The 14760-nt window shown below is 52.7% G+C and carries 13 protein-coding genes; 10 read left to right on the top strand and 3 right to left on the bottom strand.

Translation table 11 applies throughout. The features are described from left to right. Positions 1-8: 8 nt before the first annotated feature. Positions 9-1106, bottom strand: a complete 1098-nt coding sequence (locus DPV68_RS12995; RefSeq protein ID WP_114167228.1) for a M24 family metallopeptidase — start codon at positions 1104-1106, stop codon at positions 9-11. A gap of 161 nt (positions 1107-1267) precedes the next feature. On the opposite strand from DPV68_RS12995, the gene DPV68_RS13000 reads away from it, so the two are divergent. Next, on the top strand, positions 1268-2578 hold the full coding sequence (locus tag DPV68_RS13000) for a DRTGG domain-containing protein (protein WP_114167252.1): 1311 nt from the start codon (positions 1268-1270) through the stop codon (positions 2576-2578). Positions 2579-2623: 45 nt separating this feature from the next. Here the strand turns inward: DPV68_RS13000 and DPV68_RS13005 are convergent, their stop codons facing one another. After that, positions 2624-2938 carry a YtpI family protein gene (locus tag DPV68_RS13005; protein WP_232819647.1) on the bottom strand — a complete coding sequence of 105 codons (315 nt, stop codon included), beginning with the start codon at positions 2936-2938 and terminating at the stop codon, positions 2624-2626. A 77-nt stretch (positions 2939-3015) separates the two neighbouring features. Here DPV68_RS13005 and DPV68_RS13010 point away from each other — a divergent pair, with 77 nt between their 5' ends. Then, positions 3016-3981 (top strand): DHH family phosphoesterase, encoded by a 966-nt coding sequence (locus DPV68_RS13010; protein ID WP_114167254.1) that lies wholly within the window; start codon positions 3016-3018, stop codon positions 3979-3981. Positions 3982-3999: 18 nt separating this feature from the next. Here DPV68_RS13010 and DPV68_RS13015 read toward each other — a convergent pair whose 3' ends face one another. Then, positions 4000-4191: a YtzJ family protein gene (locus tag DPV68_RS13015; RefSeq protein WP_021065615.1), complete on the bottom strand. Its 192-nt coding sequence runs from the start codon at positions 4189-4191 to the stop codon at positions 4000-4002. A 102-nt stretch (positions 4192-4293) separates the two neighbouring features. On the opposite strand from DPV68_RS13015, the gene dnaE reads away from it, so the two are divergent. From dnaE to citZ, 8 genes are all read left to right on the top strand, one after another. Then, positions 4294-7464 carry a DNA polymerase III subunit alpha gene (gene dnaE / locus DPV68_RS13020; RefSeq protein WP_232819648.1) on the top strand — a complete coding sequence of 1057 codons (3171 nt, stop codon included), beginning with the start codon at positions 4294-4296 and terminating at the stop codon, positions 7462-7464. Between the two features lie 75 nt (positions 7465-7539). Beyond that, complete coding sequence (locus DPV68_RS13025) at positions 7540-8094, top strand: FadR/GntR family transcriptional regulator (protein ID WP_114167229.1); 555 nt, start codon at positions 7540-7542, stop codon at positions 8092-8094. A gap of 14 nt (positions 8095-8108) precedes the next feature. Further along, complete coding sequence (accD, locus tag DPV68_RS13030) at positions 8109-8963, top strand: acetyl-CoA carboxylase, carboxyltransferase subunit beta (RefSeq protein ID WP_114167256.1); 855 nt, start codon at positions 8109-8111, stop codon at positions 8961-8963. Next, complete coding sequence (locus DPV68_RS13035) at positions 8956-9891, top strand: acetyl-CoA carboxylase carboxyltransferase subunit alpha (RefSeq protein WP_114167230.1); 936 nt, start codon at positions 8956-8958, stop codon at positions 9889-9891. Before accD ends, DPV68_RS13035 begins: the two co-directional genes overlap by 8 nt. A 160-nt stretch (positions 9892-10051) precedes the next feature. Next, on the top strand, positions 10052-11020 hold the full coding sequence (gene pfkA / locus DPV68_RS13040; protein ID WP_114167231.1) for a 6-phosphofructokinase: 969 nt from the start codon (positions 10052-10054) through the stop codon (positions 11018-11020). 95 nt (positions 11021-11115) lie between these two features. Beyond that, positions 11116-12858 (top strand): pyruvate kinase, encoded by a 1743-nt coding sequence (gene pyk / locus DPV68_RS13045; protein ID WP_114167232.1) that lies wholly within the window; start codon positions 11116-11118, stop codon positions 12856-12858. 66 nt (positions 12859-12924) lie between these two features. Further along, complete coding sequence (locus DPV68_RS13050; protein WP_114167233.1) at positions 12925-13389, top strand: DUF441 domain-containing protein; 465 nt, start codon at positions 12925-12927, stop codon at positions 13387-13389. A 184-nt stretch (positions 13390-13573) separates the two neighbouring features. Further along, on the top strand, positions 13574-14686 hold the full coding sequence (gene citZ / locus DPV68_RS13055; protein WP_114167234.1) for a citrate synthase: 1113 nt from the start codon (positions 13574-13576) through the stop codon (positions 14684-14686). Positions 14687-14760: the final 74 nt, after the last annotated feature.

Raw genomic sequence — 14760 nt, forward strand, 5'->3', positions numbered from 1 at the left:
TATGCGACTCAATCAATTTCTTGGAGTGATTTCGGATAACTCGTCAACAGAATCGGGCCGCTCTCGGTCATGACGACGTCGTCCTCGATGCGGACGCCGCCGACGCCAGGGAGATAAATCCCCGGTTCGACGGTGAACGTCATCCCGACTTGGGCCGTCATATCGTTATTGGCGGCCATCGACGGAAATTCGTGAACTTCGATGCCGATGCCGTGTCCGACACGGTGCGTGAAGTATTCCCCGTAGCCTGCCATCGTGATGACTTGGCGGGCCGCGATATCAATCGATCCGAGCGTCGTGCCGACATTCGCCATCGCGATGGCGGCTTCTTCAGCCTTGAGGACGGTCTCGTATATCTCCCGTTGCTTCGTGTTCGCTTCGCCGTAGACGACGGTGCGCGTGATGTCCGAGGCGTATCCTTGCCAAATGACACCGAGGTCGAACAAGGCGAAATCGCCTTTCTTCAAGCGATTGTTTCCAGGGACGCCGTGCGGGTCGGCGCTGTTCTCTCCGAATAAGACGAGCGTATCGAACGACATCTCCCGGACGTCTTGTTTTTTCATCGCATATTCGATTTCCGCGATGACCTCTAGTTCGGTCACGCCTTCACGCAATGCTCGGATTCCTGTTTCAATCGCCATGTCGGCAAGTTCGGCGGCTCGCTTCATCAAGCGGACCTCGTCCGGTGACTTGATCATGCGAAGCGCCTGCAGCTCTTCCGTCAAGTCGATGATTGACAGCCCCGCGAACCCAGCGCGGAGTTGTTCGGCGCGGTTATACGTCAAATGCTCGCCTTCTACCCCAATGCGTTCAGGAATGATTTGTTGGTCGAGGAACAGTTTGACGACTTTGTCCCATGGATTTTCGTGGTCCATGTAGGTGACGATGTCGCCAGTCCACTCGCTCGCCTCGACGATTCCCTTTTCGAGGGCCGGACAGACGATTGCGGTCGTCCCGTTCTTCAGCACAAGAATTGCGATGAGCCGTTCGTGGGCTTCGGCGTACACTCCTGAAAAGTAAAAAACCGATGCTTTCGAAGTGACGAAAGCGGCGTCTAATCCTTTCGTGGCCAAAGATTGTGCAATATGGTTGGTTCGTTGATTCAACTCGTTTCCCTTCCTTCTCGTTCATTGGCGTTCTGTTCCATTATAACGTTTTCTAAAACGGAAAGGAAATGTTGCATTTTCAGTAGTACAGTTTGAAGAAGAAAGACTGATACAGTATACTGAGGATGACAGAAAATGTATTGACGAAAGGGACTCGTGACATGACAACAAAACATGAACAGATCATTGCACATATTGAGTCGCTCGACGTCGGGTCCAAAATTTCGGTCCGCCAAATCGCAAAAGAATTAGGTGTATCTGAAGGAACGGCATATCGAGCTATTAAAGAAGCGGAGAATTTGGGTTTTGTGTCGACAATTGAGCGGGTCGGCACCATTCGCATCAAGCGCAAGCAAAAAGAGAATATTGAAAAACTGACGTTCGCTGAAGTCGTCAATATCGTGGACGGACAAGTGCTCGGTGGGCGAGACGGTCTTCATAAAACACTCTCGAAGTTTGTCATCGGGGCGATGAAGCTCGAAGCGATGATGCGTTACATCGATGTCGACTCGCTCGTCATTATCGGGAACCGGGAAAAGGCGCACGAACTCGTGCTCCAGTCCGGCGGCGCCGTCTTGATCACGGGAGGATTTGACACGACCGATGAAGTGAAACGGATGGCGGATAAATATCATATGCCGGTCATCTCCACGTCGTACGATAGTTTTACCGTCGCGACGATGATCAACCGTGCCATCTATGACCGTCTAATCAAAAAAGAAATCCTGCTCGTATCGGACATCGTCATCCCGCTCCATGACACGTTTTATTTGAAAGTGGATGATACGGTCAAGCGGTGGCACGAACTGAATGAACGGACGAAACATAACCGTTATCCCGTCATCGATGAGCAGATGAAAGTCGTCGGGGTCATCACCGCGAAAGACTTGATCGACCGTCCGCACGATACCGAAATTGAGAAGGTGATGACGAAAAGTCCAATTACCGTCGGCGTTCAGACGAGCGTCACCAATGCCGCCCACCAAATGGTATGGGAAGGCATCGAGATGTTGCCGGTCGTTGACAATTACGGTCGCCTGCTCGGGATCATCAGCCGTCAAGACGTGTTGAAGGCGCTCCAGCTCGCCAACCGCCAACCGCAAGTTGGTGAAACGTTCGACAATATGATTACGAATCAATTGAAAGAAGACCCGAACTCGAACGGGACGGCGTTCACCGTCGAGGTCGCGCCGCAAATGACGAGCCATATGGGGACGGCGTCGTCAGGTGTTCTGACGACACTGCTCGTCGAAGGGGCCACCCGGAGTCTGCGGCACATGAAAAAAGGCGACCTCGTCGTCGAGAATATCACGGTCTATTTCATGAAACCGATTCAAATCGAGAGTCAAATCCGTGTCTCGGCCAACGTGTTCGACCTCGGCCGGAAGTTCGGGAAAGTTGACGTCGAGATGACGCAAGGCACGCAACTCGTTGCCAAAGCGCTCGTCACGGCGCAATTGATCGACCGTTAACAAAAAAACGAGCTGATGACGTCATCAGCTCGTTTCTGTCTGTTCTTATGCTTGTTTGATCGGCTCTTCGTTCGCGAGCGGATAGATTTTACGGTAGCGAATGAATCCGACGACGGCATTGCCGACCCCTAAGACGAGCATGACGATACTGACGATCCAACCGATTGTCGAGTCGAGCCCGAGGCCGCCAATCATTTGGTTGACGGCGAAAAGTGCGAGGAACAAACTCAACCAGATAAGCGCTTGCGTGTTAAAGAGCGCTTTCCGGTATGGTGTCTTCGTCAAATAGGCGCGTCGTTTTGACACGAAATAGGCGCCTAACGAAAACAAAATGAGTCCGATCATAATTAATTGACCCAAGTGAAGAAACCCCTTTCAGACGTGTAATCTGTTATCATCATACCATAGAATAGTGTTCAAGAAAGCGAGGAATGGCGATGGCACACTGGCCAGAGGCAGCAACGATATTAAAATTGATAGAAGCGGCGGACACGATCATGATCCACCGACACGTCCGTCCCGACCCTGACGCGCTCGGCAGTCAGCTCGGATTGAAGCGGATGTTAAAGGTCGCATATCCCGAGAAACGGATTTACGTCGTCGGCGGCATCGTCCGCGACTTAGAATTTTTAGGCAAGATGGAGCATGTTGAACCCGACATGTACAAAGACGCGCTCGTCATCGTGCTCGACACGGCCAACCATGAGCGGATTGATGGACCGCACGCCCTGACAGGCAAGATGGTCGTCAAAATCGATCACCACCCTGATGAGGACGCGTACGCGGCGCATCAAATCGTCGATACGACGGTCAGTTCGACGTCGGAGATGATTGCTGAACTAGCGGGAATATGGGGGCTTGTCCTTGACGAGGCGTCCGCATTCTTGTTGTTCGCCGGAATCGTCGGCGACACGGGACGGTTCCAATTCCGCAACGCGACACCGCGCACGTTTGAAGTCGCCGCCGAGTTGATTAACTATGGCATCGATACGAACCGGTTGTATCGCCAAATGTACAAGACAAACTTGGCGACGTTGCAACTCCAAGGTTACGTGCTTCAAAACGTCAACGTGACGAAGGCCGGAGTCGGCTACGTCAAAATTGACGCGGACGTCCTGCGTACGTTTCACGCGACACCGGAAGCGGCGTCTTTGCTCGTCAACAGTTTCTCAGGCCTCGAAGGACTGAAGTGCTGGGTCATGTTCGTCGAGAACAAAGATGAGATTCGGGTACGGATTCGTTCAAAAGGACCCGTCATCAACGATGTGGCGAAGCGCTATCGCGGCGGCGGTCATCCGATGGCGGCCGGTGCCACCATCGATACATGGGAAGAGATGGACGAGGTGATTGCGGCCCTCGATGAAGTCGCGGCCCCCTTCACGTTCGAAACAGAAGAGAGCTGACCCGTTGGTCAGCTCTCTTCAGCGTTTATCCTCTTCTTGTGGAATGAACCACGTACCGCGGTCGGTCACATCCTCGACGACGTCGAGTTGATACTCAGTGATATAGCGGCGGAGTCGTTCGATAATCTCCGGACTGTCGGCGAAGACGGTCTGGCCATTCTGTAAATTTTCTAGCTTGTCACGTGCGATTTTACCCCGATTAATAATCATACGGTTTATACCCCCTTTTAGGAGAAGTTTTGTCTATAATTATTGTATCAGACAAGTGCCGAAATGAGTTTGACAATTGTGAAAAAAGAAAGGGGGGGTCATGTGATCCACTTGAATGTACGATCAGCTTTTAGCTTGATGCAGAGCACAATCCGACTTGAACAATACGTCGCGCTGATGGCCGAACGGGGGAGCCGGGCCGTCGCGCTTGCCGATGATGCGTTATACGGCTTGCCGCAGTTCGTCCGATTATGTGAACGGTATGCGGTCAAACCCGTCATCGGGCTGCGGACAACACTGCGGATGGACGGTTTTGACGTGTCGGTCCTCGTCTACGCGTTGACCGAGGAACAGTTGCCGGAGCTCTATCGCCTCGTCCAGGCCAATGGATTGACCGAGACGACCGAACTGGCGGTCCTCGTCTTACCGGAGAACTGGAAGACGAACGATCCTGTTCACAGGCGCCGCTTATATAACCATCTGCTCGGTTACGTGAACGAAGAGAAACTATGGCTCGGATTGCCGGCGCCGCAGACGACGGAACAGACATTGTTGCTCAGACAACTCCGCGAGATGCGGGACGAACTCGGGACAAAGCTCGTCCCGGCCCCGGAAACGTGTTACATGCGACCAGAAGATTTCGAGGCGTATCGTGCGATCGTCGCCATCGGAGAAGGGGAGCTCATCTCCCAAGAAGACGTGCATCAAAAAGGGAGGTACGTCCGCCTGCCGAGCGAGATGAACGATTGGTTCGAGCCCGTCGAACTCGAGGCACTCGACCGATTCGAGTCTCTCGTATCCGTTACCCGGTTGCCGCAAGCGACGACGTCCATCCCGGAGTTCGAAGGGGCCGTCGACCGGTTGAAGCGCCTCGTCGCCGTTCGATTGAAGGCGCTCGATTTGTTTCAGGAAGAGTATATCGAGCGGGCCCGCTATGAACTTGACGTCATCGCGCGGACTGGCTTCGCCTCGTACTTCCTCATTGTCGAGGATATCGTCCGCTATGCGAAAGAACAGGGAATCGAGGTCGGGCCAGGCCGTGGTTCGGCTGCCGGGTCGCTCGTCAGTTTCGCGCTTCACATCACCGAGGTCGACCCGGTCCGGTTCGGTCTCTTGTTTGAACGCTTTTTGAACCCCGAACGAATCACGATGCCAGATATCGACTTGGACTTCGAGGATGAACGGCGCGACGAGGTCGTCCGTTACGTGTTAGAGAAGTATGGCGAAAACCACGCGGCCCAAATCGGTACGCTCGCCACGTTCGGCGCGAAAGCGGCACTGCGGGATGTCGCGCGGGCGCTCGGCCTGACGCTTGAAGAAGGACAAGCGGCAAGTAAGCAAGTGAAAGATGACGGGCTGGCCGGGATTTTGGCCAACCCATCGAAAGTGAAATGGTTTGCCGGCAGTCAAAAGCGCTCACAGCTCTTGAAGATCGCCTCCGAGTTGGAAGGGTTGCCGCGTCAAGCCTCGGTCCATGCGGCCGGACTCGTGCTCAGCCGGGAAGCACTCGATGCGATTACGCCGTTGCAGCCGACGACAGGGGAGCAAGTGACCCAATATAATATGAAGGATCTCGAAGCGCTCGGTCTGTTGAAAATCGATTTGCTCGGTCTGCGCAACTTGACGAGGCTCCGGCAGATGGAGGCGTTGATTCGAGAGACGGATGAACTGTTCTCCATGAAGACGATCCCATTAAATGACGCCAAGACGTTACGCGTGCTCGCCCGGGGTGACACGGATGGGATCTTCCAATTTGAGTCGGAAGGGATGAAGCAAGCGCTTCGGCAAGTGAAGCCGACCGAGTTCGAAGATATCGTCGTGACGATGTCGCTTTACCGGCCGGGACCGATGCAGTTCATCGACACGTACGCGAAGCGCAAGCACGGGATGCCGTATCAACCGGTCCATCCGGTCGTCGGCGACATCATGCGCACGACGAACGGCGTGCTCGTCTATCAAGAACAAGTAATGCGCTTGTTGCGTGAGCTTGCGGGCTACTCGTATGCCGAGGCCGATTTGATTCGCCGCGCCATCGCCAAAAAAGACGTGGCCGCCATCGAGGTCGAGAAGGCTCGATTTTTAGAACGTTCCTCGGCCCGGTTCGATCAAGATTCGATGCGGCAAGTGTTTTCATGGATCGAGAAGTTTGCGGGCTACGGGTTTAACCGTTCGCACGCCGTCGCCTACAGTTTGATCAGCTACCGTCTGGCGTATGTGAAGGCACACTTTGAACGGATTTTCTATCTCGTGACGTACGATAAGACGAACCAGCTCGTCCGTATGTTGCGGAAAGGGAAAATCCCGGTCTATCCGCCTGACGTCATGCACGGTCAAGCCGGTGCCTTCTTGGAAGGGCCGGGTGTACGGCTAGGATTGAAAGCGGTCCAAGGATTGACGAAACGGGACGTCGAGCGGTTGATTGAACATCATACCGAGTTCACCGACGTGAAGCATCTGCTCGAACTCATGGGCTGGGGAACGAAAGACCATATGAAACTGCGGCGTCTGCTCGGGGCCGGGGCGTTAGACCGGATGTATCACGGTGATCGGCGGCGTGCCTTCGAGGCGGTCGAACGGCTTCGTGAAGAGACGGACACGCATTTGCTCCCGGACGAGCTATCCGCGCTCGGATTGAAACGGTCCGCGCCCACCGAGCCGAACTGGTCCGAGGAAGAACGGGAGGCGCTCGGGACGTGGATCGTGCATTCGCCGCTGACGACGGTCACGCCGCTCTCGATCGAGACGGTGACGATCGATGAAGTGCTGCATGGCGAACGTGGATTCATCGTCGTCTACGTGGACGCGATTCGAACGTTCAAGACGAAAAAGAACGAGGAGATGGGCGTCATCATGGTCGATGACGGTATCTCACAAGACGAGGTCGTCATCTTCCCGCGTGTGTTCGCGCAATTCTCGCGCTCGCTTTACGTCGGGAACGTCCTCTTGCTCGAAGTGCATCCAAACGAACGGGATGGTCGTCGTCAACTCGTCGTCGAGCGGGTTAGGCCACTTCATGGTCAAGCACTGTTCGTCCGTCTCCGTCTGGAGTCGTTCGCCGACCTTGAAGAGCTATTGCGAACAGCGCCAGGGGATGTCCCCGTCATTTGTCGGTTCTCCGATTCGAAGGAAGTGAAGCAACTTGCTTCAGCATATGCGGTCAATCCGACAGAATCATTGCTCTTGGCTTTGAAACAACGGTTCGGCGAAACGGATGTCGTGTTGAAACGGGTCGACTCGAAATTGCCCGGTACGAAAACTAGTACCAAGTCATAAAAAGTGGTATAATCTGTTTAATTGGTCTGACCACTTTAGAGAAAAAGCCATCCGAAAAGGGAGTTGAACGGTCAGATGCATGAAAAACACGCATCCTCATTTCACGAAAACATTTCTAAAATCAGAACGTTAATCGTCCAGGCCGCGCTTGAACCGGGTGACCGTCTCCCGTCAGAACGGGAGCTCGCCGAGACGCTGTCGATTAGCCGTGCCTCGGTCCGTGAAGCGCTACGGGCACTCAGCTTCCTAGGGATCGTCGAGACAAGACATGGGGGCGGCACATTTTTATGCGAGCAAGACCGCCATCGCTATATCGAGATTTTGTCTGAGTTCATTGTCACGAAACAGACGAAGGCGTCGGACATTGTCGACATGTTGCGACTGCTCGAGCGTTTGGCATTGACCGAGGTCGAACCGACCCCGGAACGTATCGCGTTGCTCGAAGCGAGCGTACAGACGGATCGCGATTTCCGACAGCACCTCATCTTCGGATTGAAGAATGAACTGTTCATTCGAATTTGGAGCGAAGTGAACCGGTTTTACGACGGGACAAATGCGGGCGACCTGTATAAGGAAGACGAACGAAAACGATTGTTGGAGATGTGGCGTGCGGCGGGGATGCCGGAATGAACGAGGGGGAAGCGATGACTGCTTTTTTCAAGAGACCGAAACGATATATGCCATTGCGTCAACGAGAACCGAAAATTGACGCTCCACAAGGCTTGATGACGAAATGTCCATCTTGTAAATATATGCATTACACGAAACAGTTAAATGAAAATCATAAAGTATGTGATTGCGGCTATCATTTCCCGCTCAGTGCAGATGAGCGGATTCGTATGTTGGTCGACGATCAATCGTTTGAAAAATTCGCGGGACCGCTCGTGAAAGAGAACCCGTTAAATTTTCCAGATTATGAGGACAAATTAGAAAAGGACAGGGAGCGAACTGGGATTGAAGAAGCGATCGTTTGTGGCCGCGCCACGATTGACGGCCTCTCTGTCGTCGTCTGCGTCATGGATGCCCGCTTCCGAATGGGGTCGATGGGGGCTTATGTCGGAGAAGCGATCGCTTCAGCCGTCCGGACCGCGACGAAAGAACGTTTGCCGGTCGTGCTGTTCACGGCCTCAGGCGGTGCCCGTATGCAAGAAGGTATGGTCAGCTTGATGCAGATGGCCAACACGTCGATTGCGTTGAAGCAACACGATGAGGCCGGCCTATTGTACGTCGCCTACTTGACGCACCCGACGACAGGCGGCGTGTCAGCTAGTTTTGCGATGCTCGGGGACGTGAACGTCGCCGAACCTGGGGCGTTGATCGGCTTTGCCGGACGACGTATCATCGAGCAAACGATTCGTGAGAAATTGCCAGACAACTTCCAAACTGCCGAGTTCTTATTAGAAGCTGGTCAACTTGACGCCGTCGTTCATCGTGAACAGATGCGTTCGTTCTTGAAGAAGATGATCGAGTTACACGGCGGGGAGGTCCATCATGTTTGATCCAATCAAAGAAGTAAACGAACAGCTCGGGAAGCTGCGCGAGACGGCGGAGACAAAAGGCATCGATTTATCACGTGAGATGCGTCACCTTGAAGCGAAGCTTCATCGATTAGAAAAAGACATTTATGGGAATATCAAACCGTGGGATCGCGTACAATTGGCGCGAAACCCGAAACGACCGACAACGCTCGATTATATCGCCCAGCTGTTCCCGGATTTCATCGAGTTGCATGGTGACCGTCACGGCTATGATGATGCTGCCATTATAGCGGGACTGGCCACGCTCGATGGGACGCCGGTGACGATCATCGGTCATCAACGGGGGCGGAACACAAAAGAGAACATGCACCGCAACTTTGGTATGCCGCACCCAGAAGGCTATCGCAAAGCGCTTCGGTTTATGAAGCAAGCGGAAAAGTTCAACCGTCCGGTCATCACGTTCATCGACACAAAAGGTGCTTATCCTGGGAAAGCGGCGGAAGAGCGTGGACAAAGCGAGGCGATTGCGCGCAACTTGTTCGAGATGGCGACGTTGAAAGTCCCAATCATCTCGATCGTCATTGGAGAAGGCGGATCGGGCGGGGCGCTCGGGATTGGTGTATGTGACCGTCTGCTTATGTTAGAGAACAGTACGTATTCGGTCATTTCACCGGAAGGCGCGGCTGCCCTGTTATGGAAAGACGCCAAGCTCGCCGAACGTGCAGCAGAAACAATGAAGATTACAGCACAAGATTTGTTAAATTTAGGGATTGTGGATGAAGTCGTCACCGAGGTGTTCGGTGGGGCCCATATCGATGTGTCATTACAGTCATCACTCTTAAAACCTGTATTAGCACAACACATGATGGAGTTGCGAGGTCGGACTCAAAATGAGTTGTTGCAAGGGCGGGCCGCCAAATATCATCAAATTGGCACAATTGGCTCGTGAAAACGTTAACAACCGCTTCGGGTTCACGTTCATTCACTCACGGGTTGACTGTTTTTGAACACACCTCATGCTTTTTTTTCACATACTTGTGTTGTAAAACAAAGGTCAGACATGGTATTTTATTTTCAGATTTCGTTAAAACACATAAGAGGTGAGTGACGTGAATTTAAAACGTATTGCGGTATTGACAAGTGGGGGAGACGCCCCTGGAATGAACGCTGCCGTCCGTGCCGTGACCCGAAAAGCAATTTTCGAAGGTCTTGAAGTGTACGGTGTGTATAACGGCTATCAAGGTCTAATCGAAGGAGATCTCGTGGAATTGAACCTCGGTTCGGTCGGCGACATCATTCAACGCGGAGGAACATTCTTACGTTCGGCCCGTTGCCCTGAGTTTAGAACGGAAGAAGGCCGTGCGAAAGCGGTCGAGCAATTGAAGAAATTCAACATCGACGCGCTCGTAGTCATTGGTGGAGACGGTTCATACCGGGGAGCCCAAAAATTGACGGAACTTGGTTTCCCAACAATCGGTCTTCCGGGAACAATCGACAACGACATCCCAGGAACGGACGCGACAATTGGTTTCGACACGGCGCTCAATACGGCGCTTGACGCGATTGACAAAATCCGTGACACGGCGTCGTCGCATGAACGGACGTATGTCATTGAAGTGATGGGCCGTGATGCAGGCGACATCGCGCTTTATGCCGGTCTTGCCGGTGGTGCGGAGTCGATCCTCGTTCCGGAACGTCCAGAAGATTTGAGTGCGATCGTGGAACGCATCAACCATGGTGTGGCGCGCGGGAAAAAACACTCGATCGTCGTCGTCGCTGAAGGCGCCGGCAGTGCTGAAGAAATCGGGAAGCTGATTGCTGAGAAGACGAACTCAGAGACACGCGTGACGATTCTTGGGCATATCCAACGTGGTGGTTCCCCGACTGCTGCGGACCGTGTGCTCGCGAGCCGCATGGGTGCCTACGCTGTCGAGATTTTACTCGAAGGCAAGGAAGGTCGTGTCGTCGGTATTCGCGGTGGAAAACTGATGGATCTCGATATCGACGAAGCGCTCGATCACAATAAGCACATGCTCGATATGCAATTGATCGATCTTTCGAACCAACTTTCGATTTAACGAGTACCAGTGAACTCCACAGAGACGGGATCAGGTCAAACGACCTCCCGTTTTCTGTGTGTAAATGTAATACATCCCCTAGGAGGTTTTTATTTATGCGTAGAACGAAAATTGTATGTACGATTGGACCAGCTTCAGAGAAACGTCTTCCGGAAATGATTGAAGCCGGTATGAACGTCGCACGTCTCAACTTCTCTCACGGTGACTACGAAGAGCACGGTGCGCGAATCCGCGACATCCGTGAAGCATCAAAAGCTGCGGGTAAAATTGTGACGGTTCTTCTTGATACGAAAGGTCCTGAAATTCGTACACATACGTTTGAAGAAGGAAAAGCACTCCTTGAAAAAGGTAAGGAAGTCATCATCGTCTCGACAGAAGAAATCGTCGGAACGAAAGACCGTTTCTCGGTCACGTACGAAGGTTTGTACGAAGACGTTGAAGTCGGTTCACGCATCATGCTCGACGACGGACTCATCGGTCTTCTTGTCGTTGAAAAACTTCCGAACCGTGATCTTCGTTGCGTCATCGAAAACGAAGGCGTCATCAAGACGAAGAAAGGTGTCAACTTGCCTAACGTCAAAGTGAACTTGCCTGCCCTTACAGACAAAGACATCGCCGATATCGAGTTCGGGATCTCACAAGACATCGATGTCATCGCGGCATCATTCGTCCGCCGTGCGTCTGACGTCGTTGAAATTCGTCAACTACTCGAGCGCAACAACGCCTCACACATCAAAATCTATCCGAAAATCGAGAACCAAGAGGGTGTCGATAACATCGACGAAATCTTGGCGATTTCTGACGGTTTGATGGTCGCTCGTGGTGACCTCGGAATCGAGATCCCAACGGAAGAAGTGACACCAGTTCAAAAAGAATTGATCAAGAAGTGTAACGACCTCGGAAAACCGGTCATCACGGCTACACAAATGCTTGACTCGATGCAACGCAACCCGCGTCCGACACGTGCGGAAGCGTCTGACGTTGCTAACGCCATCCTCGATGGTACGGATGCGGTCATGCTTTCAGGTGAGACGGCAGCAGGGGACTACCCAATCGAGTCAGTTCAAATGCAGGCAGCGATCGCTGTTCGCACTGAGCAAATGCTCGACTATAAGAACTTGCTTAAAGATCGTCAGAAGCGCAGTGAACACACGGTAACGGATGCGATCTCACAAGCGGTTGCCCACACGGCAATCAACTTGAACGCAAAAGCGATTTTGACACCGACACAATCAGGTTACACGGCTGCTCGTACAGCGAAGTATCGCCCAGAGGCGAACATCATCGCGGTCACAGAGTCAGAGCGCGTGGCACGTCAATTGAACCTCGTTTGGGGCGTGTACCCACTCGTGGCTGACACGATGCCGAACAACACAGATGAGATGTTGGTTCAAGCTTCAGAAGCGGCTCGTCACGCTGGATTCGTCACAGACGGCGACCTCGTCGTCATCTCGGCAGGTATCCCGGCAGCGACCGCGGGTACGACGAACATGATGAAAGTTCACATCGTCGGTCACGCCCTTGCAAACGGACGCGGCATCGGTGAGCGTGGCCTCGTCGGTGAGGTCGTTGTTGCCAACAACGCGGACGAAGCAAATGCGAAAGCGAAAGACGGGATGATTCTGATTGCCCCGTTCACAGACAAAGAAATGATGCCGGCAATCGAAAAAGCGGCTGGTATCATCACTGAAGACGGTGGATTGACAAGCCATGCCGGCATCGTCGGGCCATCACTTCGTAAACCGGTCATCGTTGGTGTCGAAGCTGCGACAGCGACATTCCGCGATGGACAGATGATCTCGATTGACCCACTCACTGGTAAAATCTACAACGCGTAATCGAATGCCAATCGAACCGACTCGCTCCTGAGTCGGTTCTTTTTCCATTCAGAAAGAGAGTCTATGATGAGTGCCTATTTATTCTTATTATTGCTTGTATTGATTGGCGTCATCGCCCATAACCAATCGATCATCATCGCCAGCAGCGTCCTATTGATTATTAAGGCCGTCGGATTCGGTGATCAATTATTCCCGACACTTGCCTCAAAAGGTATTCATTGGGGCGTGACGATTATCACGATTGCCGTCCTCGTCCCGATTGCGACTGGTGACATCGGATTTCGGGAATTGTGGAATAGCATTAAAGGACCGGTCGGTATTATCGCATTCAGTTCAGGAATCTTCGTCGCGCTCGCCGCAGCCCAAGGGGTTCAACTCATGCGGGTCGATCCCGTCGTGACGACGGCACTCCTCGCCGGGACCATCCTAGCCGTCGGTTTCATGAAAGGTGTTCCGGTCGGTCCACTTATTGGTGCCGGGATTGCCGCCTTGATTTTAGGTGGCTTTAACCTGATTCAAAAATGGTTCTGACATTTTTTACGGTTGGATACGCTTACATTTCTTTTTTTTAGTAAATTGTTTATACTAAATAAAGGACAGGGTGGCACGAGTTCGAAACGGATTGGGGAAAGTGTTCGACTTCCCGCCCTTATTCCCTACACAACAGACTGTATGATGCGGTCAATCACTTTTAAAGACTGAGGGGGAGTTATTGATGTCAACGACAAAAGGATTAGAAGGAATTGTGGCAGCGGCCTCAAAAGTCAGTTCGATTATCGACGGACAATTGACTTACGGAGGATACACAATCGACGATTTGGCGGATCACGCCACGTTTGAAGAAGTTGTTTTCCTATTGTGGAACGACCGCCTTCCAAAAGCAGATGAATTAACTGAGCTCTCTGAAGCGCTCGTGAAAGAAGCGAAATTACCAGAAGATGTGATCGCGACGCTCGAACGGGCGCCAAAATCGGCCAATGCGATGGCGACGATTCGGACGGCCCTTTCACAGCTAGCACTTTATGATGAAGAAGCCGAAGATATGAGTACAGAAGCGAACATGCGCAAAGCGATTCGTCTCCAAGCCCAAATTGCGACGGTTGTGACGGCGTTCGCTCGTCTTCGTAAAGGCGAACAACCGGTTGCGCCAAAGCCTGGTCTATCATACGCGGCCAATTTCCTATACATGTTGAACGGAGAAGAACCGAGCGAGGTCGCCGAGAAGACGATTGACAAGGCGCTCATCCTCCACGCCGACCATGAATTGAACGCTTCGACGTTCACGGCCCGTGTCTGTGTCGCAACGTTGTCTGATATCTACTCAGGCGTGACGGCAGCGATGGGCGCACTCAAAGGCCCGCTTCATGGCGGTGCGAATGAGGCGGTCATGAAAATGCTCCACGAGATCGGTTCAGTCGACAAAGTCGAAGACTACGTCCGCGGCAAGTTCGAGCGTCGTGAGAAAATCATGGGCTTCGGTCACCGTGTCTATAAGGACGGCGACCCGCGAGCGAAACATTTGAAAGAGATGAGCCGCCAATTGACGGCCCAAATCGGCGAGCCGGAATGGTACGAGATGTCTGAAAAAATTGACCATCTCGTCGAGACAGAAAAAGGCTTGAAGCCGAACGTTGATTTCTATTCGGCATCGACTTATTATGCGCTCGGTCTCGATGAAGAGTTGTTCACGCCGATCTTCGCGGTCTCACGCATGTCGGGCTGGATTGCTCACATTCTCGAACAGTATGCGGACAACCGCTTGATTCGTCCACGTGCCGAGTACGTTGGCGAGACGAACCGGTCGTACGTCCCGGTGAATGAGCGTTAATTGACGCGCCAAGAGAAGATCAATTCACAATTTCGACATAAAATTTGGTAAACTAACAATTGACGTAGGTCGGC

Source organism: Exiguobacterium sp. TNDT2, assembly GCF_003331145.1.
GTDB lineage: Bacteria > Bacillota > Bacilli > Exiguobacteriales > Exiguobacteriaceae > Exiguobacterium.